Genomic DNA, 24,512 nt, shown 5'->3' on the forward strand with positions numbered 1-24,512 from the left:
CGTCATGGCGCTCAATCCGATCTATTCGCGTCGTCGCCGCAAGGACATCGTCATCCGCGGGCTCTGCTTCGCCGCGGCCGCCTTCGGCGTCACCTGGCTCGCGCTGATCCTGATCACGCTGCTCTTCAACGGCCTGGCCGGCCTCAATCTTGAGATCTTCGTCGCGGATACGCCGCCGCCGGGTTCGACCGAAGGCGGCCTGCGCAACGCGATCGTCGGTTCGATCATCATGACGTTGATCGGCGTCGGCATCGGCGCGCCGCTCGGCCTGTTCGCCGGCACCTACCTTGCCGAATACGGCCGCAACGACCGGCTGACCTCGGTGATCCGCTTCATCAACGACATCCTGCTCTCGGCGCCCTCGATCATCATCGGCCTGTTCATCTATGGCGCGGTGGTGGTGCCGATGCGTGGCTTCTCCGCGATCGCGGGCGCGCTGGCGCTCGCCGTCATCGTGATCCCGGTCGTGCTGCGCACCACCGAGGACATGCTGCTGCTGGTGCCGAATCCCCTGCGCGAGGCGGCCTCGGCGCTCGGCCTGCCGCGCTCGCTGGTGATCAAGCGTATCGCCTATCGTGCGGCCCGGTCGGGCCTCATCACCGGCGTGCTGCTCGCCACCGCCCGCGTCGCCGGCGAGACCGCGCCGCTGCTCTTCACCGCGCTGTCGAACCAGTTCTTCAGCCTCGGCCTGAACAAGACGATGGCCAATTTGCCGGTCACCATCAACAACTTCGTCCAGAGCCCCTACGCCTATTGGAAGCAGCTCGCCTGGAGCGGCGCGCTGCTGATCACGCTCACCGTGCTTGCCCTGAACATTGGCGCGCGCATCCTCGGCGCCGAGAGGACTGCAAAATGACCGACCTGTCCGTTTCCATGAGTTCCAACGCTCATCTGGCCTCGCAGCCGCTGCCGGAAGCCCCGGCCAAGGTGACGGTGCGCAATCTCAACTTCTATTACGGCGAGCACCACGCGCTGAAGAACATCAACCTGACGCTGGGTGCCAACCGCGTCACGGCGTTCATCGGCCCGTCGGGCTGCGGCAAGTCGACCCTGCTGCGCATCTTCAACCGGATGTACGACCTCTATCCGGGCCAGCGCGCCACCGGCCAGCTCATGCTGGACCAGACCAACATCCTCGACCCCAGGCTCGACCTCAATCTGCTGCGCGCCCGGGTCGGCATGGTGTTCCAGAAGCCGACGCCGTTCCCGATGACGATCTACGAGAACATCGCCTTCGGCATCCGCCTCTACGAGAAGATCTCGAAGTCCGAGATGGACGACCGCGTCGAGAAGGCGCTGCGCGGCGGCGCGCTGTGGAACGAGGTCAAGGACAAGCTCAACGCCTCCGGCCTGTCGCTCTCCGGCGGCCAGCAGCAGCGCCTGTGCATCGCCCGCACCGTCGCGGTGCGGCCCGAGGTGATTCTGTTCGACGAGCCCTGCTCGGCGCTCGATCCGATCTCGACCGCCAAGGTCGAGGAGCTGATCCAGGAGCTGTCCGAGAACTACACGATCGCGATCGTCACGCACAACATGCAGCAGGCGGCGCGCGTCTCCGACAAGACCGCCTTCATGTATCTCGGCGAGCTGATCGAGTTCGACGACACCAGCAAGATCTTCACGTCGCCGAGCGACCGGCGCACGCAGGATTACATCACCGGCCGGTTCGGCTGAGGAGACGCGACATGGGTACTGAACATACCGCAAAAGCTTTCGACACCGACCTCCAGGAGCTCACCCGCCTGGTCGCCGAGATGGGCGGCATCGCCGAACGCATGATCGTCGATTCCGTCGGCGCGCTGATCCGCCGCGACGTCGCGCTCGGCCAGCGCGTCGTCACCATCGATGCCGAGCTCGACGCGCTGCAGAAGCGCATCGAGGAACGCGCGGTGCTCACCATCGCCCGCCGCCAGCCGATGGCGGTGGATTTGCGCGAGATCGTCGGCGCCATGCGCGTTGCGACCGACCTCGAGCGCATCGGCGACCTCGCCAAGAACATGGGCAAGCGCGTCGCCGCGCTGGAGACCGACTTCCATCCGCTGAAACTGTTCCGCGGCCTGGAGCACATGACCGACCTCGTGCAGCAGCAGGTCAAGTCGGTGCTGGACGCCTATGCCGCACATGATCTGCCGGCGGCGATGGCGGTGTGGAAGGGCGACGAGGAAGTCGACGCGATCTGCACCTCGCTGTTCCGCGAGCTCCTCACCTACATGATGGAGGATCCGCGCAACATCTCGTTCTGCATCCATCTGATGTTCTGCGCCAAGAACATCGAGCGGATCGGCGACCACGCCACCAACATCGCCGAGACCGTGTTCTACATGATCGAAGGCCAGGCGATCACCGACAAGCGGCCGAAGGGCGACATGACCACCTTCGCCACGACGGTCCCGAATACCTGAAGACTCAAGGAGCGACGACCCGATGGGCGCACGCATTATGGTGGTTGAGGACGAGGAAGCTCTCACCGAGCTGCTTCGCTACAACCTCGAAGGCGACGGCTATGACGTCGAGACGGTGATGCGCGGCGACGACGCCGACACCCGCCTCAAGGAGCACATCCCGGACCTGATCGTGCTCGACTGGATGCTGCCGGGCCTGTCGGGCATCGAGCTGTGCCGGCGGCTGCGGACCCGGCCCGACACCAAGCAGCTGCCGATCATCATGCTCACCGCGCGCGGCGAGGAGAGCGAGCGGGTGCGGGGACTTGCGACCGGCGCCGACGACTACATCGTCAAGCCGTTCTCGGTGCCGGAGCTTTTGGCGCGCGTGAAGGGCCTGCTTCGCCGCGCCAGTCCTGAGCGACTCGCGACAGTGCTGGCCTATGGCGACATCGAGCTCGACCGCGACAAGCGTCGCGTGGCGCGCTCGGGCCGGCCGATCGATCTCGGTCCGACCGAATATCGCCTGCTGGAGTTCTTCCTGGAGCATCCGGGCCGCGTGTTCTCGCGCGAGCAGCTGCTCGACAGCGTCTGGGGCCGCGACATCTACATCGACGAGCGCACCGTCGACGTCCATATCGGCCGCCTGCGCAAGCTGCTCAATCTCGGCCGCGAGCAGGACCCGATCCGCACCGTCCGCGGCGCCGGCTACGCGCTCGACGATCGCTTCGCGAAGGCGGAGCAGACGTAAGGTTTGCAGGCGTTGGGGTTTGGTGGGCTGCCGCCACATTCTCCGGTGTCGTCCCTGCGAAAGCAGGGACCCATAACCACAGGCAGTGGTTTGGCGAAGACTCGGAGTGACCATCTCGCGCAACAACAGCGCCCTGTGGTTATGGATCCCCGCGTTCGCGGGGATGACACCGAGTTGGTTGAGGCGCCGTCGTGTGACGGCTGCCGTCTTTGCGATCAGCTAAATCCACTCACCGCGGACCCGGCTTTGCCGGGGCACGCCGGCGATCCGCCGCCGGCTGATACGCGACGCGCGAGTGCTGGGCGCAGTAGGGCAGGCCGGACAGCGCCCTGCCGCCGCAGAAGAAGAAATCGGGGCTGGAGGGATCGCCGACCGGCCAATGGCAGGTGGCCTCGTTCAGCTCGAGCAGCGACAGCCGCTGGCTCATCGGCACCACGTTGTCGTAGGTGACCGGTTCGGCCTCCACCTCGACCTCGAAGGCCTGCGCCAGCGCGGTGTTGCCGCGCGCAATGGGGCGGGTCACCCGCATCATGTGCTGCGCGGGACGCGCCTTGCGCGGCCGGGGCGCTGCCGATGAAGGGCTCTTGGCACGGCCGGACAGACCGAGCCTGTGCACTTTGCCGATCACGGCATTGCGGGTCACATTGCCGAGTTCAGCTGCGATCTGGCTGGCCGAAAGTCCGGCCTCCCAGAGCTTTTTCAGCTGCTCGACGCGATCGTCGGACCAGGTCAAAACCGTCATTGCACCCTTTCCCTCGCTACGCGCCGCCATCCTGGGGCCTCGCAGCGATTGCCTAAGCCTTCAAAAACCCGTGCCGTCAGAATCCCTTAAGGCTCGCCGGGCGCGTGACTGACGCCCGAACGTTTACGCCGGTACAAGAGGACTCTTGGGATCAGAACCGCTGCACGAGATGTCGTATCTGACAATCCAAACGCTACAATATGGCGTGACTCCCGCGCAAGAGTCCGCCGACTCGCTTCCACATGTTCCGTGGTGAAAACCCGCAAAATCGGCACCGCAAGACTACGGATTCAGCGTTTCCCGAGGCTTTCCGGGCGGCATTGACACCCGTCTTGCCAGGCATAAGATAGTCGCGCGTGCCGCCCTTAAAAGGCGGCACGTTTCGTTTTCCGGGCCGGTCGATGGTGCGTTGCGCAATGCACGCGTCACACCGTCCGCAACATTCAAGTGACATCATGACTAACAGCGCAGCGCCGCATTTGCTCCCCGTTTTCGCCAGAGCCGACCTCGGCTTCGAGCGCGGCGAAGGCTGCTGGCTGATCGCGACCAATGGCGATCGCTATCTCGATTTCACCTCGGGCGTGGCTGTGAATGCGCTCGGCCATTGCCACCCGCATCTGATCAAGGCGCTGCAGGAGCAGGCGACGAAGCTCTGGCACATGTCGAACCTGTTCCAGAGCCCGGATGGCGAGAAGCTCGCCAACCGGCTCTGCAACGAGAGCTTTGCCGACTTCGTGTTCTTCTGCAATTCGGGCGCCGAAGCGCTGGAGGGTGTGATCAAGCTGGTCCGCCATCATCACTTCTCCAAGGGACATCCGGAACGTTATCGCATCATCACCTTCGAAGGCGCCTTTCACGGCCGTACGCTGGCGACGCTCGCCGCGACCGGATCTGCAAAATATCTCGAAGGCTTTGGCCCGCCCATGGATGGCTTCGACCAGGTGCCGCATGGCGATATCGAGGCCGTCAAGAAGGCGATCGGCCCGCACACCGCGGGCATCCTGATCGAGCCGATCCAGGGCGAGGGCGGCGTGCGTTCGGCAACGCCGACCTTCCTCAAGGCGTTGCGCCAGCTCTGCGACGAGAAGGGCCTGCTGCTCGCCTTCGACGAGGTGCAGACCGGCATGGGCCGCAGTGGTGATCTGTTCGCGTATCGGCGCACCGGCGTCACGCCGGACGTGATGTCGCTGGCGAAGGCGCTTGGCGGCGGCTTCCCGATCGGCGCGGTGCTGGCGACCGCGGATGCGGCCGCCGGCATGGGGCCCGGCTCGCACGGCTCGACCTTCGGCGGCAATCCGCTGGCGATCTCCGCGGCCAACGCGGTGCTCGACGTCATGCTCAAGCCCGGCTTCTTCGACCACGTGCAGAGAATGTCGCTGCTGCTGAAGCAGAAGCTTGCCTCCGTGATCGACCGTCATCCCGATGTCGTCAGCGAAGTGCGCGGCGAAGGCCTCCTGATCGGCATCAAGGCCGTGGTGCCCTCCGGCGATCTGGTCGCGGCCCTGCGTCACGAAAAGCTGCTCACTGTCGGGGCCGGCGACAATGTCGTGCGTTTCCTGCCGCCGCTGATCGTGACCGAAGCCGAGATCGAGGACAGCGTCGGGCGGCTCGAGCGCGCCTGCGCCGCAATCTCGTCCAGCCAGACCAAGCGGGCGGCAAGCTGATGAGCAAGTCCCCCAATAAAACTCCAAAGCACTTCCTCGATATCAACGAGCTGCCGCTGTCGGAGCTCAAGCGCATGCTTGCAGCTTCGTCCGCGATGAAGGCGAAGCAGAAGGCGCAGCAGCCGGTCAGGCCGCTCGAAGGCAAGACGCTGGCGATGATCTTCGAGCGCCCGTCGACCCGGACACGCGTGTCGTTCGACGTCGCGATGCGTCAGCTCGGCGGCGAGCCCATCATGCTCACCGGTGCCGAGATGCAGCTCGGCCGCGGCGAGACCATCGCCGACACCGCGCGCGTGCTGTCGCGCTATGTCGACGCCATCATGATCCGCATCCTCAACCACGATGCGCTGCTGGAGCTCGCGGCCAACGCCACCGTGCCGGTCATCAACGGCCTGACGCGGCGCTCGCATCCCTGCCAGGTGATGGCCGACCTCATGACCTATGAGGAGCATCGCGGCCCGATCGAGGGCAAGACGGTGGCCTGGACCGGCGACGACAACAACGTGCTGGCGTCCTGGGCTCACGCCGCCGAGCGCTTCAAGTTCCAGCTCAATGTCGCAACGCCGCCGGAGCTCGCGCCGAAAAAGGCGATGCGCGACTTCATCAAGGCGACCGGCGCGCCGATCATGCTCGGCACCGATCCGGAAGCCGCCGTGCGCGGCGCCGACTGCGTCGTCACCGACACCTGGGTGTCGATGGGCGACAAGGAAGGCGAGCACCGCCACAACGTGCTCAAGCCCTATCAGGTCAACGGCAAGCTGATGTCGCTGGCCAAGCCCGACGCGCTGTTCATGCACTGCCTGCCCGCCCATCGCGGCGAGGAGGTCACGGATGAAGTGATCGACGGTCCGCAATCGGTCGTGTTCGACGAGGCCGAAAACCGCCTGCATGCGCAGAAGGGCATTCTGGCCTGGTGTTTTGACGCGGTGAAGTAGCTTCGCTGGAGGCCCGGCGATCACCTCACATACGGTGTCGTCCCGGACAAGCGCAGCTTCTGGCAACGCGTAGCGTTGTCCAGAACGGAGCGCCGATCCGGGACCCATAGCCACAGGACTGAGTTTGGCGAGGACTCGGAGTTGTCAGCTCGCGCCATCACGTCATCCTGTGGTTATGGATCCCGGGCTCGCGCTTCGCGCGCCCCGGGACGACACCGAGTTTGAGGTTGCTTCGTTCAGTTCGACTTGTATCCGGAACATACCACCGCCGCCGCCCCCTTCCATTTCCGCCCTCCGACCCCAGATAACGCCCCATGGTTTCCCAATCCCCTGAGATGAAAGCCGGCCCCGAAGGCCCGGTTCGCGCGCCATCAGCGGTTCCGATCGATGACGCCGTGTTGCCCTACGAGGTCGACGCGCTCGACGTGCGCGGGCGCCTGGTGCGGCTTGGCCCGGCGCTCGACGAGATCCTGACCAAGCACGATTATCCGGCGCCGGTCGGCAAGCTGCTCGGCGAGGCCATCGTGCTGACGACGCTGCTCGGCACCGCGCTGAAATTCGAGGGCCGCTTCATCCTGCAGGCCCAGACCGACGGCCCGGTGTCGTTCCTGGTCGTCGACTACATGGCGCCGGATCGCCTGCGGGCCTATGCGCGCTTCGATGCCGCGCGTCTCGGCGATACCAGGGATTCCGGCACGCTGCTCGGCCGCGGTCATCTCGCCATGACCATCGACCAGGGCCCCGACATGAGCCGCTACCAGGGCCTGGTCGCGCTCGACGGCGGCAGCCTGGAAGACGCCGCTCACGAATATTTCCTGCGCTCCGAGCAGATCCCGACGCGCGTGCGCCTCGCGGTCGGCGAGGAGTGGCGTTCGAACGACGGCGGCAAGCATCGCTGGCGCGCCGGCGGCATGCTGATGCAATTTCTGCCGAAGGCGCCCGAGCGCGCGCGGCAGGCCGATCTGCATCCCGGCGATGCCCCCGATGGCGTCGAGGTGCACAGCGTTGCCGAAGACGATGCCTGGGTCGAGGCGCGTTCGCTGATCGAGACCGTCGAGGACGTCGAGCTGATCGATCCCGAGCTCTCCGGCGAGCGGCTGCTGTTCCGCCTGTTCCACGAGCGCGGCGTGCGCGTGTTCAATCCGATGGTGCTCAAGGCGCAATGCTCCTGCTCGCGCCATGCGGTCGCCTCGATGCTGAAGAGCTTTTCGCCCGACGATCGCGCCGCGATGGTGAAGGACGACAAGGTCGTCGTCACCTGCGAGTTCTGCTCGTCGGTGTACGATTTCACGCCGGACGAGGCCGGCGTGGAGGACGCGTAATTCGCAGGCGCTTGGCGAGCTCTCGTAGCTTCGTAGGGTGGGCAAAGCGAAGCGTGCCCACGATCTGCGTGTGACTGGGAGAATTCGTGGGCACGTCGCGCAAGAGCGCGCCTTTGCCCACCCTACGGCACCGCGCGTGTGTCGCCCTCTGTCAATCCGCTCCGCTAAAAATATTCCACTTTACCGAAATTCGGTTTCGGCGTATGTGTCGTCCATCCCGGCTCGACCTTGAGGGGCGATCGCGCGTCGTCACGTTTCGCGAGCCGGGTTGCGGTGGACGCGGCAGCGTCGGCACGAGAGGCGCGGGCAGGGCGGGGTGTCCCTGTGAGTCCGAGGCTTCGTGCAGACGACGGCGCTGCTAGGCTTCGTCTCGTCTGTAAGTTTCCGGCTTCGTCGACGGGGCCAGGAAAAACTGCGGCGAAATGGCGGGCCGTGCGTACGGCAAAACCGTGTGGTCCTGGCCGTCGTTGCCACGGTCAAGTCTTGCGAAGGTGCGAGCGAGCCCAACCGGGCAGACTGCATCATCCAATTCGCGGGGCGAGGGAGGCCAGAAGGAATGGTCGGCTCCCGGGAGATCACGGCATAAGCCGTCCAGCCACTGCGCAGGGAAGGCCGAGTGTTCGGCACCACCTGTATGCTGCTGTGCGGTTCTTCTTGCGCGTGCATTTCGCGCAGCGGACCGCGGGTGCGAGCCGGCACCCGGTCTTCCCTGCGCCCTCTTGGCTAATGAGGGTGAGCGATGAAGCAAAGCTCGGGCGAATTGAGCCGCGAGGCCGCGAAGGCGTGTCTGCAAGCCGAACTGCCTGCCACAAGCTCAATCTCGTTCGTGCCCACGTCTTTGTTGCTTATCGATGGAGATCGTGGGCACGGCGCTTAAGCGCCTTTGCCCACCCTACGGCACTGCCGCTGGGATCTGCATTGGAGCATCGCAACGACGACGTGGAGAATGCGTGCGCCACACTCTGCTCTCGTGCCCCGGACGCAGCGCAGCGCTCCCGGTGATGCGAAGCATCGTCCGGTGCGGTGCGCTGCAGAGCCGGGGCCCATCTCGCCGCGTGCCGGGCCGCCCCTGGGTCCCGGCTCTGCGCAGCAACGCTTCGCGTTGCGGCGCGTCCGGGACACGAGCGAGGCCCTAATTCAACACCCGCTTGTTGTCGGGACTATCAAGCGAAAACGCGGGAACGTCGATCTCGAAGCGCTCGCCGCTTTCGGTGACCATCTGGTAGCGGCCGGTCATGAAGCCGGAGGCGGTCGAAAGCGGGACGCCGGAGGTGTATTCGAAGCGCTCGCCGGGGGCCAGGATCGGCTGCTCGCCAACCACGCCCTCGCCCTTGACCTCCTGCTGGCGGCCGGAGGCATCGGTGATGATCCAGTGCCGCGTCTTGAGCTGCACGGTCTCCTCGCCCGAATTGACGATGACGATGGTGTAGGACCAGAAGTAGCGGGAGCGGTCGGCCGACGACTGCTCCGGAACAAAGTTCGGCTCGACGGTCACTTCGATCTGGCGGGTCACGGCGCGGTACATGGTTGCTATCATACCGAAATCCGGCGCTGGAACCAAACGCCGGAGGCGGCTTTGGCGACATCGTCCCGCCAGAATTCGAGGGGAATGACACCCGGACGTGATCCGGCCGCTTTGCGAGACGACGACCGGACCGGTACACTTCTCGACGTCGCGATTTGCGCAAGGGTTTTTAGGCCCCGATGACCATTGCCGACCAAGTGACGGGATCGACGATCGCGGGAACCGCCAAGCCCGCGGGGGCGAAGCCGCGCGCGAGGGCGCCGGCCATCACGCTGCCTGCCATCGGCGAGCGCGAGCTCCGGCTCGACCTGTTCCGCGGGCTGGCGCTGTGGCTGATCTTCATCGACCATCTGCCGCCGAGTCTGCTGACCTGGTTCACGATCCGCAATTACGGCTTCAGCGACGCCACCGAGATCTTCATCTTCATCTCCGGCTACACCGCCGCCTTCGTCTACGGAAGGGCGATGCTGGAGAGCGGCGTCGTCATCGCCACCGCGCGCATCCTGCGCCGGGTCTGGCAGATCTACGTCGCCCACGTCTTCCTGTTCACGATCTTCCTCGCCGAAATCTCCTACGTCGCGACCAGGTTCGAGAACCCGCTCTACACCGAAGAGATGGGTATCATGGATTTCCTCAAGCAGCCCGACGTCACCATCGTGCAGGCGCTGCTGCTGCGCTTCCGTCCCGTCAACATGGACGTGCTGCCGCTCTACATCGTGCTGATGCTGGCGCTGCCGCTGATCCTGTGGTCGATGAAATGGCGTCCCGACGTCACGCTCGGCCTCTCGGTCGCGCTCTACGCGGTCACCTGGGAATACGATCTTTACCTGTCGGCCTATCCTAACGGCTTCTGGGCCTTCAATCCCTTCGCCTGGCAATTGCTGTTCGTCTTCGGTGCATGGTGCGCGCTCGGAGGTGCGCGACGGATGTCGCGTATCCTGGCTTCGCCGGTGACGATGTGGATCTCGATCGCCTATCTCGCCGCGGCGTTCTACGTGACGCTGACCTGGTATGTGCCGCAGCTCTCCCAATTCATGCCGAAGCGGGTCGAGCAGTGGATGTATCCGATCGACAAGACCGATCTCGACGTGCTGCGCTTCACGCATTTCCTGGCGCTGGCCGCGCTCACCGTGCGCTTCCTACCCCGGGATTGGCCGGGCTTGAAATCGCGCTGGCTGCGACCATTGATTCTATGCGGCCAGCATTCTCTCGAGATCTTCTGCCTCGGTGTCTTCCTGGCCTTCGCCGGGCATTTCATTCTCGCCGAAGTCTCCGGCGGGGCAGCCATGCATGCGCTGATTAGTCTCTCCGGGGTCCTGATCATGTGGGGCGTGGCCTGGGTGATTTCGTGGTACAAGCGCGTGGCTGACAAGAGCGGTGCGAAAACCAAAAACGCCGTCGGCAACGCCGATCTGGCGGGAGGGGGCTGATGAAGGCGAAGGTTCTCCTGAGCCTGGTCCTGCTATGCGGTAGCCTCGCCGCGCCTGTGGCGCGGGCGGGCGATGCTGCGCCTAGCGCTGCCACCGCGCCCGCGGCGTGCGAATTGCCGTCCTATCTGCTTACCAGCGAAAGCCAGCTTCCCAAGGTCGCCGAGGCCATCAAGGCCGGCAAGCCGCTCGAAATCCTGGTCATCGGCAGCCGCTCGACCACGATTCCGTCCTCGGAGGGCAGCTCCTATCCGGCGCGCATGGAAGCGATTCTGAAGGAAAAGCTGCCGCCGTCGGAAGCGGTGCACGTCTCCGTAGAAATACAGAGCAAGCGAACGGCGGAGGAGGCCGCCTCGACCTTCGTTAAGCTGATGGAAGCAAAAACGCCTACTTTGGTCGTCTGGCAGACCGGGACCGTGGATGCCATCCGATCCATCGATCCCGACGAATTTCGCAGCGCAGTCACCGAGGGGGTTATTGCGTTGCAAAAGGCAGGGGCCGACGTCGTCTTGATGAATTTGCAGTACAGCCCGCGTACCGAAACGATGATCTCGGCCCAGCCATTTCTCGACAATATGCGCGTCGTGGCGCAGGAGCATGATATTCCGCTGTTCGATCGCTTCACGATCATGCGGCAGTGGAATGATCAGGGTCAGTTCGACCTGTTCAGCCCGTCCCGCGGGCCCGAACTGGCGAAGCAGGTTCATGATTGCCTTGGCCGGGCGTTGGCACAGTTCGTGATCGACGCAGCCCATCTGGAGCCGGCCCAGCAGCAAAATTGAGGTCTAGCGTTAATGAGTTCTCTCCGCCCTTTTTGCCTGACGGCATGGTTGGCCGCGCCTGCAGCAGCAGTGCTGTTGTTGCTGGCGCCGGCCCCGCAGTCCCATGCGCAGACGCAAGCCGCACAGGCGACGCCTGCACCCGCGCAGTCGGCTGATCCCGCGCCCGCCTCGCCCTCACAGACCAATGTCGCCGCAACCTCTCCCGAGCAGCGCGGCATCACCGCGCGCGCCATCGACAAGGTGAAACAGGTCGCCAAATCCGCCGGCGACGTCTTCAACCGCGTGCCCTGCCTGCCGCCGAAGGGCGGCTCCAAGGCGATGGGCTCGCTGCCGCATGTCGCGGGCAAGCTCGTCGCCGGCCAGCCCGTCCTCATCGTCGCGTTCGGCTCGTCGTCGACCGCAGGATTCGGCGCGAGCTCGCCGGAGTTCAATTATCCGAATCGTCTTGCCGCCCAGCTGCGCCGCCATTATCCGACCGCCGACATCACCGTCGTCAATGCCGGCGTCGGCGGCGAGGATGCGCCCGAGATGATGAAGCGTCTCCAGACCCAGGTGATCGACGTGCATCCGGATCTCGTGATCTGGCAGGTCGGCACCAACGCGGTGCTGCGCAATCTCGATCCCGGCGACACCGCCAAAATGGTCGAGGACGGCATCAGCCGCATCCAGGCCGCCGGCGGCGCTGACATCGTGCTGGTCGATCCGCAATATTCGCCGGCCGTCAACCAGCGCGGCGAAAGCGCCGGCAAGATGGTGAAGCTGCTCGGCAAGGTCGCCGAGCTTCGTCACGTCGGCATCTTCCCGCGCTTCGAGGTGATGCGCGACTGGCACGAGAACCAATCGATTCCGGTCGAGAGCTTCGTCATCGCAGACGGCCTGCACATGAACGATTGGGGCTATGCCTGCTTCGCCCAGCTGCTCGGCGACGACATCATCCGCTCGGTGGGGCAGATCAAGCTGGGCGTGAACGTGCCGGGGGATGTGCGGACCTATCGGCCGATGTAGGCACGCTGCCGTAGGGTGGGCAAAGGCGCAAAGCGCCGTGCCCACCACCTCGTCGTTGTAATCGAGAACGGTGGGCACGCTTCGCTTTGCCCACCCTACGATTGCGAATACGTGGCTACGCCTTCTCCAGCGCCGCCGTCAGATCCTCGATCAGATCATCGGCATGCTCGAGCCCCGCGGAGAAGCGGATAAAACCTTCGCTGATGCCGAGCGCGGCGCGGTCCTCCGGCTTCAGACGCTGATGCGTCGTGGTCGCCGGATGCGTGACGAGGCTCTTGGCGTCGCCGAGATTGTTCGAGATCTTCGCCAGCTTCAATTCGTTGAGCACGCGGAACGCTGCAGCCTTTCCGCCCTTGACCTCGAAGCCGACCAGCGTCGAGCCGCCACGCATCTGCTTCTTCACCAGCGCTGCCTGCGGATGATCGGCGCGGCCCGGGAAAACCAGGCGCGAGATCTTCGGATGGCTCGCGAGCACGTCGGCGATGCGCGCGGCGGTGTCGGTCTGCGCGCGCACGCGTACGCCCAGCGTCTCCAGGCCCTTGAGCAGGACCCAGGCGTTGAACGGCGAGATCGACGGGCCGGTCTGGCGCATGAAATTGTGGATGTGTTCGGCGATGAAGGCTTCCGACGACAGGATGATGCCGCCGAGGCAGCGACCCTGGCCGTCGATATGCTTGGTCGCGGAATAGACCACGACGTCGGCCCCGAGCGCGAGCGGGCTCTGCCAGATCGGCGTTGCGAACACGTTGTCGACGACGAGCCGCGCGCCGCCCTTGTGCGCGATCTCGGCAATCCCGGGAATGTCGAGCACGTCGAGGGTCGGGTTGGTCGGGCTCTCCAGGAAGAACGTCTTGGTGTTCGGCCTCACGGCGCGCTGCCATTGGTCGAGATCGAGACCGTCGACCAGCGTGGTCTCGATGCCGTAGCGCGGCAGCAGGTCCTGGATGACGTAGAGGCACGAGCCGAACAGGGCGCGGGAGGCCACGACGTGGTCGCCGGCCTTGAGAGGCGCCAGGATCGCCGTCGTCACCGCGGCCATGCCGGTCGCCGCCGAGCGGGCGGCTTCGGCGCCTTCGAGCTCGATCATGCGGCGCTCGAACATCGCGATGGTGGGATTGGAGTAGCGCGAATAGATGAAGCCCGGATCCTCGCCCTTGAACCGCGCCTCGCATTGCTCCGCGGTGTCGTAGACGTAGCCTTGCGTCAAGAACAGCGCCTCCGACGTCTCGCCATATTGCGAGCGCAGGGTGCCGGAATGGACCAGGCGGGTTTCGGGACGGTAGTTGGTGGTCGACTTCGACATAGGTACCTCCGACATGACCGTCTCGTCGAAAACGGTCACAAAAAAACCGGCCTGGATATATCCACGGGCCGGGATCACAGAGGTCCCCGGCCTGTTTAGCGACTTATTTAACGTGGCTGCAAGCCGGCCGGCTCAAATCACCACGGGATAAGTGATGCTCATATTCCGCAATGCCCTTTCCGTCAAGGCGTCCATCGGATAGCCGTAAAAGACTTGTATTTCCGGCATGTCCGGATGCATCTGACCCCTGATGAGGACCCCCGGTTGACGTTCACGGTCGCGCCCGACGCCAATGGTATCCTGCCCGACCGCATGATCGCGGCGATGGCGGCGGCGGGTCTCATCCTGCCCGCCTATGACTTCGTCGAGAGCCAGATCCAGCCGGCGAGCCTCGATCTGCGTCTCGGCGACATCGCCTATCGCGTCCGCGCCAGCTTCCTGCCCGGTCCCGGCGCCACCGTCGCCGAGCGCATCGACGAATTGAAGCTGCACGAATTCAGCCTCGCCGACGGCGCGGTGCTGGAGACCAACTGCGTCTACATCGTGCCGCTGCTGGAGAGCCTCGCGCTGCCGCCGGAGATCGTCGCGGCGGCGAACCCGAAGAGCTCCACCGGCCGGCTCGACGTCTTCACCCGCGTCATCGCCGACGGCACCCGCCGCTTCGACATGATCGGCGCCGGCTATCACGGCCCGCTCTATGCCGAGATCAGCCCGAAGACGTTTCCGGTGCTGGTCAGCGAGGGCTCGCGTCTGTCGCAGGTGCGCTTCCGCACCGGTGACGCCATCCTCAATGCCGACGAGCTCGATGCGCTTCATGCCGCCGAGCGCCTCGTCGATATCGACGATGCCGATCTCTCCGGCGGCGTCGCCGTCTCCGTCGATCTCTCCGGCGAGAAAGCGAACGGCTTCGTCGGCTACCGCGCCAAGCGCCACACCGGTGTGGTCGACGTCGATCGTCGCGCCGGCTATTCCGTCGAGGACTTCTGGGAGCCGATCTCGGCCCGCCCGGACGGCAGTCTGATCCTGGATCCCGGCGAGTTCTACATCCTGGCCTCGAAGGAAGCCGTGCAGGTGCCGCCCGACTACGCCGCGGAGATGGTGCCGTTCGATCCGCTGGTCGGCGAATTCCGCGTGCACTATGCCGGATTCTTCGATCCCGGCTTCGGCTATGCCGGCGCGGGCGGGCTAGGATCGCGCGCCGTGCTCGAAGTGCGTTCGCGCGAAGTGCCGTTCATCCTCGAGCACGGCCAGATCGTCGGCCGCCTCGTCTACGAGAAGATGCTGGCCCGTCCCGACGCGATGTACGGCCAACGCATCGGCTCCAACTACCAGGCCCAGGGCCTCAAACTATCGAAGCATTTTCGGGTGTAGCCCGATCCTGTAGCCCGGATGGAGCGCAAGCGTAATCCGGGGCAGTCTCACTCGTGGCACGATCCCGGATTACGCTCCGCTCCATCCGGGCTACATGCGAGGTGACGACATGAGCAACCCATCCGAACTCGACGCAAAGATCGCCGAAGACGTCGCGGATGCGCTGATCTATTCGGACCGCTCCGGCACGATCATGCGATGGAACCGCGCAGCGACGGCCCTGTTCGGCTTCTCCGCGACGGAAGCGCTCGGCCAGAATCTCGACCTGATCATTCCCGAGCATTTGCGCGCCGCGCACTGGAAAGGTTTCGAGGCCGCACTCGCGAGCGGCAGCATGAAGCTTGCGGGCAGGCCGACACTGACCCGCGCGCTGCACAAGAGCGGTCGCAAGCTCTACATCGAGATGACCTTCGCGCTGGTGCGGGATTCCGGCGGCAACGTCCTGGGATCGGTCGCGATGGCGCGCGATGTCACCGAACGGGTCGAGCGAGAGCGCGCGGCCAAGACGCCACCGCAAACTTCGTGATGCGGAATTGGCGGGTGGCCACGCAGGGCGCTCTGCACGGGCGTCATGTTGCCTGCCGGAAGGTGCGGTGACACACTCGATCGCAACACGATCGGGAGCGAAACGAATGACCGCCGCAGCTGACGCCGCGCAGGAAGCTCAATGGAAGCGCTGGCGTGCGGTCGCCGACCTCTACCACGCCTATTTCACCGGCCTCATTCTCACCGTCGTCACGCGGCGCGGCACTGCGGATGCAGCGGAGTTCGTCTTCCGCGTGTTCCGCCGCCAGCAGCAGGAGCGCTTCCTGCCGGGGCTTAGGAAGCTCGGGATCGATCATCTGCCGCCGGCGGTGGCGGCCGCGCAATATCACTATCTCTCGAACTGGATCGGCGGCGTGCATGTCGAATACATGTATGAGAGCGATGCCAAGGCCTGGATCCGCTATCCGCCGCCGCGCTGGATCTGGAAAGGCACGGCGATCTGCGGCGTGCCGGGCGAGGTTTCCCGCGCCATGCTGCGGGGATGGCACGCCAATAATGGCGTCGCGCTCGGCGATCTCAGGCTCGGCTTCGTCTGCACCAAGCAGAGCGTCGACGGCCAGGACGGGCTGGAAGGCTACTACCACCAGTACGATCATCCGCTCGAGCTCGATCAGCGCCTGGTGTTCGCGCGGCATCTGGAAGCGCCGCTGTTCGATGCGAAGACTGCGCCGGCTTTGCCGGTTGCGAGCTGGCCGAAACCGCGCCTTGAAAAAGCCTATCGCAACTATGCGATGGAATATGTGCGCACGGCGGCGCCCGTGATGGTGCAGCTGTTCGGCCCGGAAGACGCCGGCTATCTGCTGCACCTCACCGGCAAGCTGATCGGCATGCAATATTTCGACGAGGTCGCGGCGGCACTGGCGATGAGCCGCGGCGGGGCAAGCGAATTCGCGTCGTTCCTGAACGCGCTGTTCGCGGCGCAGGATGACACGGCCGAGACCTCGCAATCCGAAGGCGCGTTCGAAATCCGCCAGCAGAGCTGGAAACTGATGGACGACGTCGCCGACTATCACGGCGCCTGCGCCAGGGTGCTGGAGGGATTGTTCGAAGGCCTGGCTGCGGGATGCGGGCGGCACATCGGCGTGCGCATGCGCGCTGCTGCTGGCGGCCGCGCGCCGCTGGTCTGGACGATCGAATAGCCTTCATCCATCGAAATGCGCTGCCGCAGGGCACGCCTGCAGCTGGCGCAGGTGGAATCGCTGCGAGCCGTGCTAACAAGCCTCTCGCCGCGCCTTCTGCGCGAAGAAAATAATCGGCACACCTACGCATTGCCGCGCCGCAAGTGGCGCCCCCTGCCCCGGAGAGGACATGTCCGACATCGCCGAAATCCCGGTCGATGAGCAAGAGCGTCCGCTGCCGCCGCCCCCGCGGCCGCTACGAAGCGCGCTTGTAGACGGGCCGATCCTGCGCACGTTGCTCTCTCTCGCCTGGCCTAACGTGATCGCGCTCTCGGCCGGCACCTGTACGGTGATCGCGGAGACCTCCTATATCGGCCGGCTCGGCGTCGAGGCGCTGGCGGCGATGGCGCTGGTGTTTCCGACAATCATTCTGACCATGACGATGTCGGGCGGCGCCATGGGTGGTGCGGTGGCTTCCGCCATTGCCCGCGCGCTCGGCGCCGGGAACCGCGAACGCGCCGCCACGCTCGCCGCGCATGCGATCCTGATCGGTATCAGCTTCGGCCTCGTCTTCATGCTGGGCATGCTGATCTTCGGGCCGCGGGTGCTGGAAATGCTCGGCGGCCGCGGCGACGTGCTGACCCACGCTGTCGCCTACACGCAGGTATTTTTCGGCGGCGCCGTGCTGCCCTGGCTGCTCAACACCATGGCCGGCGTGCTGCGTGGCACCGGCAACATGAAGCTGCCGTCGTTCCTGATCCTCAACTCGGCGGCCTGGCAGATCGTGCTCGGCGGCACGCTGGGCCTCGGGCTCGGGCCGGTGCCGCAGTTCGGCATGCGCGGCGTCGCGGCCGGCGCGCTGATCGCCTATTCCATGAACATCTGCATCATGGGCTGGTACCTGTTCTCCGGTCGCGCGCGGGTTACACCGAAGCTGCGCGGCCTGCGCATTCAGTGGGCGATGTTTTTCGACATCCTGAAGGTCGGCGCGATCGCCTGCTTCTCGCCGCTGCAATCGGTGCTGACGATCTCGATCTTCACCCACATGCTGGCGAAGTTCGGCACCGCGATCCTCGCCGGCTACGGCATCGGTGCGCGGCTCGAATTCCTGCTGACCTCGATCGCATTTTCGTTCGGCATCGCCTGTGTGCCGATGGTGGGGATGGCGATCGGCGCAGGCAACATCGCGCGCGCACGGCGCGTCGCCTGGATCGCCGGTGCATCCGCATTCGTGGCCGTCGGCGCGCCGGCCTGCGTCGTTGCGATGTTCCCCGATCTCTGGATCAACATCTTCACCGACAGCGCGGCCGTGCGCGCGGCGAGCCATCAATATCTCTCGACGGTCGGACCGTTCTACGCCTTTTTCGGCATTGCCACGACGATGTATTTCTCCTCGCAAGGCGCGGCCAAGGTGATCGGGCCGGTGCTGGCGCAGACGGCGCGGCTGATCTACATCTCGGCGGCCGGCTGGTGGCTGTCGACACACGGGGCGACCGCGCAGAGCTTCTTCTGGCTGGCCGCAAGCTCGATGGTCGTGCTCGGCCTGCTCTCATTCTCCAGCGTGGTGCTGACGCGCTGGGGACCGCGCGCGAACAAGGCTGCGATCAGGCCGGCTCTCTCTCGCGCCGCCGATTAGCGATGCCTGTGGCGGCGATGGCCGCTACCGCCGCCGACATTGGCGAGCCGCATCAATTGCGGGATCATCGCCATCATGTCGCCGCCTCCGGCACCACCGAGCATGCCCATGATGTCGCCGCCACCAACGCCGCCATAACCGGCCGGCATGGTGCCGCCCCCCATCGGGGTGTAGCCGCCGTAATTGGGTGCGCCAAAGCCGCCGCCGAGATGGCCGCCGGACAGGCCACCGAGGCCGCCGCCGCCGTTCTCCATCATGCGGCTCATCATCGGGCCCATGGTCTGCATCATCATGGCGAAGCGGCGCTTGCCCATCTTCGCCTTCATCATCTCCAGCATCGGGGCCATCTGGGTCATCATGTCCTCGCCGCCGGCACCTCCGCCGCCGAGGAACTGCGCCTTCGCCGGCGAGCTCGCGACTGAAAACAGCAGCAGCACGGCGGCCGCCTGGCAAATCACCTTGTCCGCACCTCGCATGGCATGCTCCTCGCGTGCGTCGCGCCGCCGGGAGAGCGGAGCCAACCGGACGCACGCCGCGATGGTTAAGGCTGGCGAGGGCGGAGCTCTGTGAGAAAACTCACAGAGCCGCGTGGACCGCCGCTAAGCTGCAGCGGGCGGAAACGCTTTATGTATCGCAACGACGGCGTCCTTGGTCTGGCCCTGGACGTAGGCTGCAAGCTCGTTCGGCAGCATGTCGATGATCCACACCAGGCGGCTTCTCCGGTCGCCGTCGGCGATCACCTGCACCGAGGCGCTGTAATGCTGCAGCCGCTCGTTGTTGATGGCATAGACGAGGCGCTGCCGCGCGTCGTCGCAATCGACCAGCACTTCGCGCGCCACCGAACCGTTGGCGAACGTGACGATACGCGCATCGCCGTCGATCGTGCAGGCGGTGACGAAGCCGGGTGCCAGCCGTTCATGCAGCGCGCCGAAATCGCGCACCGCATCCCAGACGTCGCGTGCCGGGGCATTGATGGAGATGTCGTTGTGGATGGAGGCCATCGGGGAATTCCTATGATGTGGAGTTCGTAGGGTGGGCAAAGGCGCGCTCTTCGCGCGCCGTGCCCACCATTCATCGGCGCTCTCGCACGCGATGGTGGGCACGCTACGCTTTGCCCACCCTACGAGTGCTCGTGCGCGGCGGCTTCTACACACAAACCGCCTCGACATTATTGCCATCGGGATCAATCAGGAACGCCGCGTAGTAGGTCGGGCTGTAATCCTTGCGCGGCCCGGCGCCGCCATTGTCGCGGCCGCCGCTCTTCAGGCCTTCGCTGTGGAACGCCTTGACCGCGTCATGATTTCCGGCGCGGAACGCGATGTGCGCGCCGTCGGCCTTGCGGCCCTTGTTCAGGTGCAGCCACAGCCCCGGCTCGCCCTTCGGCCCGAAGCCGGCATAGCCGTCGCCGCTGGAGCACAGGACGTAACCGAGCGGCGCCAGCACCGCGGTGTAGAAGCGCGTCGCGGCGTCGAGATCGGCAACGCGAAGCCCGATGTGGTCGTACATGGTCGTCTCCATTTGCAAAGCGCGCCGAAAATGGCGCGCGCCCGGAGACGACCCTAGTCGGGGTGGAGCGGGCGGCTCTTGGAGAATCTTGCGCTCGGCAGCCGGCTAATTCGCCGGAACCTCCGACTGCCACCGGATCACCCGTTTCAGGTGATAGACGTGAACCCACATGTTCGTTCCGATCACGCTGACCGTTGCGACGATCAGGGCCGTGAGCTTCTGCGGGTCATGAAGGGCGAGGACGAGCAGGAACGCGGACAGGGCCGCCGTGACGCCGAAGCTGAACCAGAGCCCGATGAGGCGTGGTGCAAACCAGGCCGGCTGACCGTCGGTGCCCCATTGCATCGGAATCCTGCGCGAGGTGATCTGGCGGCCATAATAGACGGCACAGCCGGCGATGAAGGCAAGACCAACGGCAAGCGCGATCAGTGTGGCCGCAATCACATCACTCGGGGCACTGTTCATCTGCCGGGTCGCCGCATTTCAAAGAGCGATGATTCGCTCTTTGGTTGTAATATCGCGCGGCGTTCCGTAAGCCCAGTACGACGCGCCCGTCTGGTCAACAGACTATTACCCCACCATGCGGCCGACCTGTCTCAGTTGAGGACGAGGCGTTCGGCGAAGACGCTGCGCTCCCCGCGCGAGGCCTGGCGGAATTTGGTCGGCGATACGCCGGCAGCGCGGTGGAAGGTGCGGACGAAGTTGGAGAGATCGCCGAAGCCGACGTCATAGGCGACATCGGTGACCGCAATGTCGTCATCCGTGAGCAGCCGCGCTGCGTGCCGCAGCCGCGACCGCACCAGATATTGATGCGGGGTGACGCCGAGCACGCTCGAGAACTGCCGCAGGAAATGGAACGGGCTGAGGCCCGCCTGCTTTGCGGCCTGTTCGAGATCGACCTCGGCATGCGAATTGTCGTCGATCCAAAGTGCGGCCTCGACCGCGCGGCGGCGGTCGCGCGCGGTGGGGGTGGCCGGCTTGCGCGCCTTGCCCGAAACGACGTCGACAAAACGGCCGGCCAGGATCTGGCCGACCTCGTCGAGGCCAATATCGCTATTGCCATCTGCCGCCGTCTGGGCGAGCTCGCCCAGCACCATCAATTCGGGTAGCGGCGGCGTGGCGCCGACCTGCCAGACCTCGCCCCGCCCGCCGAGGGCATCGACCATGTCCGAGCTGAGGAAGAACGACAGGCAGACATCGCCGCTGACATGCTCATGCGTGCAGGTGTATTCCTCGCCGGGCGCGCCGACCAGCATCGAGCCCGCCACCAGTTCGAAGAAACCGGCGCGGCAATGGCAGCCAAAGCTGCCCGAGCGGACATAGGCGATGGAATGCCCAGTGCGGCATTCGGCAAATGGCGTATCGCCCGGTCCCGCGTCGCAGCGAAACTCGGAAACGATCATCGATTGTGACGTCAGCAGTGTGGTCGCGTCCATGCCGCCTTATCTAGGTGGACGGCCTTGGTGGGGCAACCGGCAGCAGCACCTCGAACAGCGTCTTGCTGGCGACGGGATGGGCGCCCTCGAGTGCCAGGAGCCGCCGCTTGGAGATCACCCCGCCATAAGGCGAGAGCCGATCGGTGTAATTGCCGGCCTCCAGTACCCGGTGGCAGGGCACGATCAGCATGTAGGGATTTCTGGCGATCGCCTGTGCCACCGAATGTGCCGCGCCTGAAGCCCCCAGCGCCTTGGCGACCTCGTGATAGGTGCGCGTCTCCCCGCGCGGAATGGAGCAGGCGAACTCGTAGACGCGGCGGTTGAAGCCGGGCACCCCGCCGGCATCCAGGCTGACCTCGGAAAAATCGGGATCGTTGCCCTGCAGCAGGCTCACGATGCCGTCGATCGCAAGCTCGGCATTGTCGGAGGGGCGCTGCTCGCGCGCCTCGGGATGGACCGCAAAGATGCGGCGGCGGGTGTCGATCTCCCGCGCCTCCGGCAATTGCACGGCCACCACGCCGGTGCCGCTCCAGATGATGCCGCAGCGCCCGATCGCCGTGTCGAATATCGTATAGCCACGCCCCACCATGCACACGCCCCACTCAGTGCACGTCTCTCCCCAGACACGAGATCATAACACCGCCACAATCCGGCGCACCCAAAATCTTGCCAAGACGTTAATAACCAGCCGGCTGGCTGCGCCAAACTGCTTGGCGGGAGGCGCCGTCTCGGCTAATCAGGACGGGCGCGCAAGCCGCGCATAAGCGGGCGTAGTTCAATGGTAGAACGGCAGCTTCCCAAGCTGCATACGAGGGTTCGATTCCCTTCGCCCGCTCCAAGCTTCCCGATTGAAGTTTCCATTCCGATCGATCTGGCAGGCGCGACCGCGTATTCGCGCGGTGCGTAAAATTCCAATATATTAGCCGCTGTCTCCGGCGCTTGCTGGTCCCTTGGCCTAAGCTCCTCACGCTTTGGCGGGTGCGGTCTCTGGCCGGGCAACGTTCGGATGAAGACCATGGACCAGCAAAAACTCGATCGCGCGATCGGGCGCCGCCTGAAGACGCTGCGGACGCAGGCCGGCATGACGTTGAACGAGCTCGCCGCACGCTCCGGCGTCAGCCGTGCCATGATCGGGCGGGTGGAGCGGGCGCAGAGCAGCGCGACGGCTGCGCTGCTGGGACGACTCTGCGCGGCGCTCGACGTGTCGCTCAGCGATGTCGTCGCGCTCGCGGAGAAGCCGCCGGAGCGCTTGGTGCGGCTTGCCGACCAGCCGCATTGGCGCGATCCCGACAGCGGCTATCGCCGCCGGCACGCCTCGCCGACGGATGCGGCGAGCGGCATCGAGATCATCGTCATCGATTTGCCGGCCGGCGCGCGGGTGCCGTACAGCCCCTGGGGCCGCAACGCGTTCACCCAGCAACTGCTGATGCTGGAGGGAGCCATCGCCGTGCACATCGACGCCAAGGCGGTGCGCCTGCGCGAAGGCGACTGCCTGGATTTCGACGTGATGCGCGCGGTGATCTTCGAGAACGAAACCAAGCAGGACGCGCGCTACGTCATCATCACGCGGCGCGGCGCCTCCTACGGGAAGATGTGAGATCAGGGCAAGCCTGTCATGGCCTGTCGACAAGTCCGGTCAATGCTCAGGCCAATTGCGGCAGCGGCTGGACCCGCTCGCCGGCCCAGGAGCTGAGCATTTTGATGATAGAGCGTCGCGGACTGCCACAGGACGCGTTGATAGAGCCTGCCTTTGTCCGAATCCCTGGCGATATCGCCGCGCGCTCTCATGATCTTGCCGCGAACGCTCGTTGTGGCGCCGTCGGTGAGCGGCAACCATAGGCAAGGCGGCGGGGCCGCGCGTCCAGCGTTCGAGCGAGACGCGGGTCGGGCAGGGGCGTGTCTACGGCTGTGGCTACAACCGTAATTTGAGGCTCGGCGATGACGGTCCTCAAAATGAGTTGCGTACCTCAAAACACCTCTGCTAACCTTCAGCGATGGCTGACACCCTCACCGCGACCGCGCTGACGCTGAAGGACATCGCCCGCGAGGCGGGCGTCAGCCTGGCGACGGTCGATCGCGTGCTGCACAACCGCCCGGGGGTGCGGCCGGACACGGTGCGGCGCGTCAAGGCGGCGATCGAGCGCAACGCGTTCCAGCCGCATGTTGCCGCCGCCGAACTCGCCCGCGGCCGCGCCCGCCGCTTCGCCTTCGTGATGCCGTCGGGGCCGAATCCCTTCATGCAGCAGATCGAGGCCTATCTCGGCGAGATGTCGGCCTGGCTCTCGGTTCGCCGCCTCAACGTCGAGATGGTCGCGACCGACGTGTTTGACCCCTCCGTGCTCGCGGCCTCACTGGAGGCGCTGTCGGGCGACTACGACGGCGTCGCCGTGGTGGCGCTCGATCATCCTGGCGTCCGCGCCGCGATCAACGATCTCGTCGATGCCGGCACCAAGGTGGTGACGCTGGTTTCGGACGTGCCGTCCTCGCGGCGCCACCATTATGTCGGCATCGACAACATTGCCGCGGGGCGCACCGCCGGCGCGCTGGTCGGGCGGCTGGCCGGCCAAAAGTCCGGCAAGGTCGCGATCGTCGCGGGCTCGCAGGGCCTGCGCGACCATGCCGAGCGCATCTTCGGCTTCAACCAGGTGATGGCGTCGGAATTCCCCGGGCTCAGCGTGCTGCCGGTGCTGGAAGGGCGCGACGAGGACGATCGTTCGGAACAGGTGCTGGCGCGGCTGCTCGGCAGGCATGCCGACATCGTCGGCCTTTATAACGTCGGCGCCGGTACCCAGGGCGTCGCCAAGGCCTTGAATGACAAGGCGTTGAGCGATGCCGGCCGCGACAAGCAGGTCGTGTTCGTCGGTCATGACGTCACCATGCTGACGCGCCGGCTGCTGCTGCAGGGCGTGATGGATGCCGCGATCTCGCAGAACCCCGGACATGAAGCGCGCGCCGCCGTGCGCGTGCTGCTCGCGCTCGCCCGCGGCGAGCCGATCCTGCGCGAACAGGAGAAGATCAGGATCGACATCGTGATGCGGGACAATCTGCCTTAGCGGCAGATGAAT

25 protein-coding genes, 1 tRNA gene and 1 riboswitch are annotated in these 24,512 nt (G+C 65.4%); of the genes, 17 read left to right on the forward strand and 9 right to left on the reverse strand.

Going from position 1 to position 24,512, the window contains the following annotated elements; genetic code table 11:
• The first annotated feature begins 4 nt into the window (after positions 1 to 4).
• From pstA to phoB, 4 genes are read left to right on the forward strand one after another with little or no spacing between them, the layout of a single operon-like run.
• Positions 5 to 856 (forward strand): phosphate ABC transporter permease PstA, encoded by an 852-nt coding sequence (gene pstA / locus GDN70_RS05495; RefSeq protein ID WP_028139783.1) that lies wholly within the window; start codon positions 5 to 7, stop codon positions 854 to 856.
• Positions 853 to 1,671, forward strand: a complete 819-nt coding sequence (pstB, locus tag GDN70_RS05500) for a phosphate ABC transporter ATP-binding protein PstB (protein WP_028139784.1) — start codon at positions 853 to 855, stop codon at positions 1,669 to 1,671. The genes pstA and pstB overlap by 4 nt, the downstream gene beginning before the upstream one ends.
• Positions 1,672 to 1,682: 11 nt before the next feature.
• Positions 1,683 to 2,399, forward strand: coding sequence for a phosphate signaling complex protein PhoU (gene phoU, locus GDN70_RS05505; protein ID WP_038946908.1), 717 nt, complete (start codon positions 1,683 to 1,685; stop codon positions 2,397 to 2,399).
• Positions 2,400 to 2,421: 22 nt separating this feature from the next.
• On the forward strand, positions 2,422 to 3,129 hold the full coding sequence (gene phoB / locus GDN70_RS05510) for a phosphate regulon transcriptional regulator PhoB (RefSeq protein WP_018316913.1): 708 nt from the start codon (positions 2,422 to 2,424) through the stop codon (positions 3,127 to 3,129).
• Between the two features lie 229 nt (positions 3,130 to 3,358).
• Here phoB and GDN70_RS05515 read toward each other — a convergent pair whose 3' ends face one another.
• Positions 3,359 to 3,871 (reverse strand): GcrA family cell cycle regulator, encoded by a 513-nt coding sequence (locus GDN70_RS05515; protein WP_028139786.1) that lies wholly within the window; start codon positions 3,869 to 3,871, stop codon positions 3,359 to 3,361.
• A 455-nt stretch (positions 3,872 to 4,326) separates the two neighbouring features.
• Between GDN70_RS05515 and GDN70_RS05520 the strand changes: the two genes are divergently transcribed.
• The 3 genes from GDN70_RS05520 to GDN70_RS05530 all read left to right on the forward strand — a co-directional run bounded on the left by GDN70_RS05520 (position 4,327) and on the right by GDN70_RS05530 (position 7,792).
• Positions 4,327 to 5,535, forward strand: a complete 1,209-nt coding sequence (locus GDN70_RS05520; RefSeq protein WP_028139787.1) for an aspartate aminotransferase family protein — start codon at positions 4,327 to 4,329, stop codon at positions 5,533 to 5,535.
• Positions 5,535 to 6,470 (forward strand): ornithine carbamoyltransferase, encoded by a 936-nt coding sequence (gene argF, locus GDN70_RS05525; protein ID WP_028139788.1) that lies wholly within the window; start codon positions 5,535 to 5,537, stop codon positions 6,468 to 6,470. The genes GDN70_RS05520 and argF overlap by 1 nt, the downstream gene beginning before the upstream one ends.
• A 314-nt stretch (positions 6,471 to 6,784) precedes the next feature.
• Positions 6,785 to 7,792, forward strand: a complete 1,008-nt coding sequence (locus GDN70_RS05530) for an Hsp33 family molecular chaperone (protein WP_028139789.1) — start codon at positions 6,785 to 6,787, stop codon at positions 7,790 to 7,792.
• Between the two features lie 1,132 nt (positions 7,793 to 8,924).
• Here GDN70_RS05530 and apaG read toward each other — a convergent pair.
• Positions 8,925 to 9,317 (reverse strand): Co2+/Mg2+ efflux protein ApaG, encoded by a 393-nt coding sequence (apaG, locus tag GDN70_RS05540; protein WP_026202434.1) that lies wholly within the window; start codon positions 9,315 to 9,317, stop codon positions 8,925 to 8,927.
• 179 nt (positions 9,318 to 9,496) lie between these two features.
• Between apaG and GDN70_RS05545 the strand changes: the two genes are divergently transcribed.
• From GDN70_RS05545 to GDN70_RS05555, 3 genes are read left to right on the forward strand one after another with little or no spacing between them, the layout of a single operon-like run.
• The gene (locus GDN70_RS05545) at positions 9,497 to 10,747 is read left to right on the forward strand and encodes an OpgC domain-containing protein (protein ID WP_028140907.1); all 1,251 of its coding nucleotides are present in this window, start codon (positions 9,497 to 9,499) and stop codon (positions 10,745 to 10,747) included.
• Positions 10,747 to 11,526 (forward strand): SGNH/GDSL hydrolase family protein, encoded by a 780-nt coding sequence (locus GDN70_RS05550; RefSeq protein WP_152102260.1) that lies wholly within the window; start codon positions 10,747 to 10,749, stop codon positions 11,524 to 11,526. The genes GDN70_RS05545 and GDN70_RS05550 overlap by 1 nt, the downstream gene beginning before the upstream one ends.
• A gap of 12 nt (positions 11,527 to 11,538) precedes the next feature.
• On the forward strand, positions 11,539 to 12,531 hold the full coding sequence (locus GDN70_RS05555) for an SGNH/GDSL hydrolase family protein (RefSeq protein ID WP_028140905.1): 993 nt from the start codon (positions 11,539 to 11,541) through the stop codon (positions 12,529 to 12,531).
• 115 nt (positions 12,532 to 12,646) lie between these two features.
• Here GDN70_RS05555 and GDN70_RS05560 read toward each other — a convergent pair whose 3' ends face one another.
• Positions 12,647 to 13,834 carry an O-succinylhomoserine sulfhydrylase gene (locus tag GDN70_RS05560; protein ID WP_028140904.1) on the reverse strand — a complete coding sequence of 396 codons (1,188 nt, stop codon included), beginning with the start codon at positions 13,832 to 13,834 and terminating at the stop codon, positions 12,647 to 12,649.
• Positions 13,835 to 13,908: 74 nt separating this feature from the next.
• Positions 13,909 to 13,988: riboswitch (SAM riboswitch) on the reverse strand.
• Positions 13,989 to 14,068: 80 nt separating this feature from the next.
• On the opposite strand from GDN70_RS05560, the gene GDN70_RS05565 reads away from it, so the two are divergent.
• The 4 genes from GDN70_RS05565 (at position 14,069) to GDN70_RS05580 (ending at position 18,505) form a co-directional block, all read left to right on the forward strand.
• Positions 14,069 to 15,205 carry a 2'-deoxycytidine 5'-triphosphate deaminase gene (locus tag GDN70_RS05565; protein WP_095425038.1) on the forward strand — a complete coding sequence of 379 codons (1,137 nt, stop codon included), beginning with the start codon at positions 14,069 to 14,071 and terminating at the stop codon, positions 15,203 to 15,205.
• 109 nt (positions 15,206 to 15,314) lie between these two features.
• Positions 15,315 to 15,731, forward strand: coding sequence for a PAS domain S-box protein (locus GDN70_RS05570; RefSeq protein ID WP_028140902.1), 417 nt, complete (start codon positions 15,315 to 15,317; stop codon positions 15,729 to 15,731).
• 106 nt (positions 15,732 to 15,837) lie between these two features.
• Entirely contained in the window at positions 15,838 to 16,890 is a 1,053-nt protein-coding gene (locus tag GDN70_RS05575) for a hypothetical protein (protein WP_028140901.1), read from the forward strand.
• 169 nt (positions 16,891 to 17,059) lie between these two features.
• Entirely contained in the window at positions 17,060 to 18,505 is a 1,446-nt protein-coding gene (locus tag GDN70_RS05580) for an MATE family efflux transporter (protein WP_028140900.1), read from the forward strand.
• On the opposite strand, the gene GDN70_RS05585 is transcribed toward GDN70_RS05580, so the two are convergent.
• The 6 genes from GDN70_RS05585 to GDN70_RS05610 all read right to left on the reverse strand — a co-directional run bounded on the left by GDN70_RS05585 (position 18,502) and on the right by GDN70_RS05610 (position 22,036).
• Positions 18,502 to 18,981 carry a hypothetical protein gene (locus GDN70_RS05585; protein WP_028140899.1) on the reverse strand — a complete coding sequence of 160 codons (480 nt, stop codon included), beginning with the start codon at positions 18,979 to 18,981 and terminating at the stop codon, positions 18,502 to 18,504. The genes GDN70_RS05580 and GDN70_RS05585 overlap by 4 nt on opposite strands.
• A 123-nt stretch (positions 18,982 to 19,104) precedes the next feature.
• Entirely contained in the window at positions 19,105 to 19,506 is a 402-nt protein-coding gene (locus GDN70_RS05590) for an SRPBCC family protein (RefSeq protein WP_028140898.1), read from the reverse strand.
• 145 nt (positions 19,507 to 19,651) lie between these two features.
• Positions 19,652 to 20,011, reverse strand: coding sequence for a VOC family protein (locus GDN70_RS05595; RefSeq protein WP_028140897.1), 360 nt, complete (start codon positions 20,009 to 20,011; stop codon positions 19,652 to 19,654).
• 105 nt (positions 20,012 to 20,116) lie between these two features.
• Positions 20,117 to 20,476, reverse strand: a complete 360-nt coding sequence (locus GDN70_RS05600; RefSeq protein WP_038947289.1) for a hypothetical protein — start codon at positions 20,474 to 20,476, stop codon at positions 20,117 to 20,119.
• A 131-nt stretch (positions 20,477 to 20,607) separates the two neighbouring features.
• Positions 20,608 to 21,447 (reverse strand): helix-turn-helix transcriptional regulator, encoded by an 840-nt coding sequence (locus GDN70_RS05605; RefSeq protein ID WP_028140896.1) that lies wholly within the window; start codon positions 21,445 to 21,447, stop codon positions 20,608 to 20,610.
• 10 nt (positions 21,448 to 21,457) lie between these two features.
• Positions 21,458 to 22,036 carry a methylated-DNA--[protein]-cysteine S-methyltransferase gene (locus GDN70_RS05610; RefSeq protein WP_028140895.1) on the reverse strand — a complete coding sequence of 193 codons (579 nt, stop codon included), beginning with the start codon at positions 22,034 to 22,036 and terminating at the stop codon, positions 21,458 to 21,460.
• Positions 22,037 to 22,211: 175 nt separating this feature from the next.
• Between GDN70_RS05610 and GDN70_RS05615 the strand changes: the two genes are divergently transcribed.
• The 3 genes from GDN70_RS05615 to GDN70_RS05625 all read left to right on the forward strand — a co-directional run bounded on the left by GDN70_RS05615 (position 22,212) and on the right by GDN70_RS05625 (position 24,500).
• A tRNA-Gly gene (locus GDN70_RS05615) sits at positions 22,212 to 22,285 on the forward strand.
• A 177-nt stretch (positions 22,286 to 22,462) separates the two neighbouring features.
• The gene (locus GDN70_RS05620) at positions 22,463 to 23,044 is read left to right on the forward strand and encodes a helix-turn-helix domain-containing protein (protein WP_028140894.1); all 582 of its coding nucleotides are present in this window, start codon (positions 22,463 to 22,465) and stop codon (positions 23,042 to 23,044) included.
• A 397-nt stretch (positions 23,045 to 23,441) separates the two neighbouring features.
• A complete protein-coding gene (locus tag GDN70_RS05625; protein WP_028140893.1) occupies positions 23,442 to 24,500 on the forward strand; it encodes a LacI family DNA-binding transcriptional regulator in 1,059 nt (352 codons plus the stop codon).
• The last annotated feature ends 12 nt before the right edge of the window (positions 24,501 to 24,512 follow it).

Source organism: Bradyrhizobium sp. TM102 (assembly GCF_009176685.1).
Classification (GTDB): Bacteria; Pseudomonadota; Alphaproteobacteria; order Rhizobiales; family Xanthobacteraceae; genus Bradyrhizobium; species Bradyrhizobium ottawaense.

Coding starts and splice junctions, on each gene's coding strand:
- pstA (WP_028139783.1), top strand. CDS start 5: ATGGCGCTCAATCCGATCTATTCGCGTCGTCGCCGCAAGGACATCGTC.
- pstB (WP_028139784.1), top strand. CDS start 853: ATGACCGACCTGTCCGTTTCCATGAGTTCCAACGCTCATCTGGCCTCG.
- phoU (WP_038946908.1), top strand. CDS start 1,683: ATGGGTACTGAACATACCGCAAAAGCTTTCGACACCGACCTCCAGGAG.
- phoB (WP_018316913.1), top strand. CDS start 2,422: ATGGGCGCACGCATTATGGTGGTTGAGGACGAGGAAGCTCTCACCGAG.
- GDN70_RS05515 (WP_028139786.1), bottom strand. CDS start 3,871: ATGACGGTTTTGACCTGGTCCGACGATCGCGTCGAGCAGCTGAAAAAG.
- GDN70_RS05520 (WP_028139787.1), top strand. CDS start 4,327: ATGACTAACAGCGCAGCGCCGCATTTGCTCCCCGTTTTCGCCAGAGCC.
- argF (WP_028139788.1), top strand. CDS start 5,535: ATGAGCAAGTCCCCCAATAAAACTCCAAAGCACTTCCTCGATATCAAC.
- GDN70_RS05530 (WP_028139789.1), top strand. CDS start 6,785: ATGGTTTCCCAATCCCCTGAGATGAAAGCCGGCCCCGAAGGCCCGGTT.
- apaG (WP_026202434.1), bottom strand. CDS start 9,317: ATGTACCGCGCCGTGACCCGCCAGATCGAAGTGACCGTCGAGCCGAAC.
- GDN70_RS05545 (WP_028140907.1), top strand. CDS start 9,497: ATGACCATTGCCGACCAAGTGACGGGATCGACGATCGCGGGAACCGCC.
- GDN70_RS05550 (WP_152102260.1), top strand. CDS start 10,747: ATGAAGGCGAAGGTTCTCCTGAGCCTGGTCCTGCTATGCGGTAGCCTC.
- GDN70_RS05555 (WP_028140905.1), top strand. CDS start 11,539: ATGAGTTCTCTCCGCCCTTTTTGCCTGACGGCATGGTTGGCCGCGCCT.
- GDN70_RS05560 (WP_028140904.1), bottom strand. CDS start 13,834: ATGTCGAAGTCGACCACCAACTACCGTCCCGAAACCCGCCTGGTCCAT.
- GDN70_RS05565 (WP_095425038.1), top strand. CDS start 14,069: ATGCATCTGACCCCTGATGAGGACCCCCGGTTGACGTTCACGGTCGCG.
- GDN70_RS05570 (WP_028140902.1), top strand. CDS start 15,315: ATGAGCAACCCATCCGAACTCGACGCAAAGATCGCCGAAGACGTCGCG.
- GDN70_RS05575 (WP_028140901.1), top strand. CDS start 15,838: ATGACCGCCGCAGCTGACGCCGCGCAGGAAGCTCAATGGAAGCGCTGG.
- GDN70_RS05580 (WP_028140900.1), top strand. CDS start 17,060: ATGTCCGACATCGCCGAAATCCCGGTCGATGAGCAAGAGCGTCCGCTG.
- GDN70_RS05585 (WP_028140899.1), bottom strand. CDS start 18,981: ATGCGAGGTGCGGACAAGGTGATTTGCCAGGCGGCCGCCGTGCTGCTG.
- GDN70_RS05590 (WP_028140898.1), bottom strand. CDS start 19,506: ATGGCCTCCATCCACAACGACATCTCCATCAATGCCCCGGCACGCGAC.
- GDN70_RS05595 (WP_028140897.1), bottom strand. CDS start 20,011: ATGTACGACCACATCGGGCTTCGCGTTGCCGATCTCGACGCCGCGACG.
- GDN70_RS05600 (WP_038947289.1), bottom strand. CDS start 20,476: ATGAACAGTGCCCCGAGTGATGTGATTGCGGCCACACTGATCGCGCTT.
- GDN70_RS05605 (WP_028140896.1), bottom strand. CDS start 21,447: ATGGACGCGACCACACTGCTGACGTCACAATCGATGATCGTTTCCGAG.
- GDN70_RS05610 (WP_028140895.1), bottom strand. CDS start 22,036: ATGGTGGGGCGTGGCTATACGATATTCGACACGGCGATCGGGCGCTGC.
- GDN70_RS05620 (WP_028140894.1), top strand. CDS start 22,463: ATGGACCAGCAAAAACTCGATCGCGCGATCGGGCGCCGCCTGAAGACG.
- GDN70_RS05625 (WP_028140893.1), top strand. CDS start 23,442: ATGGCTGACACCCTCACCGCGACCGCGCTGACGCTGAAGGACATCGCC.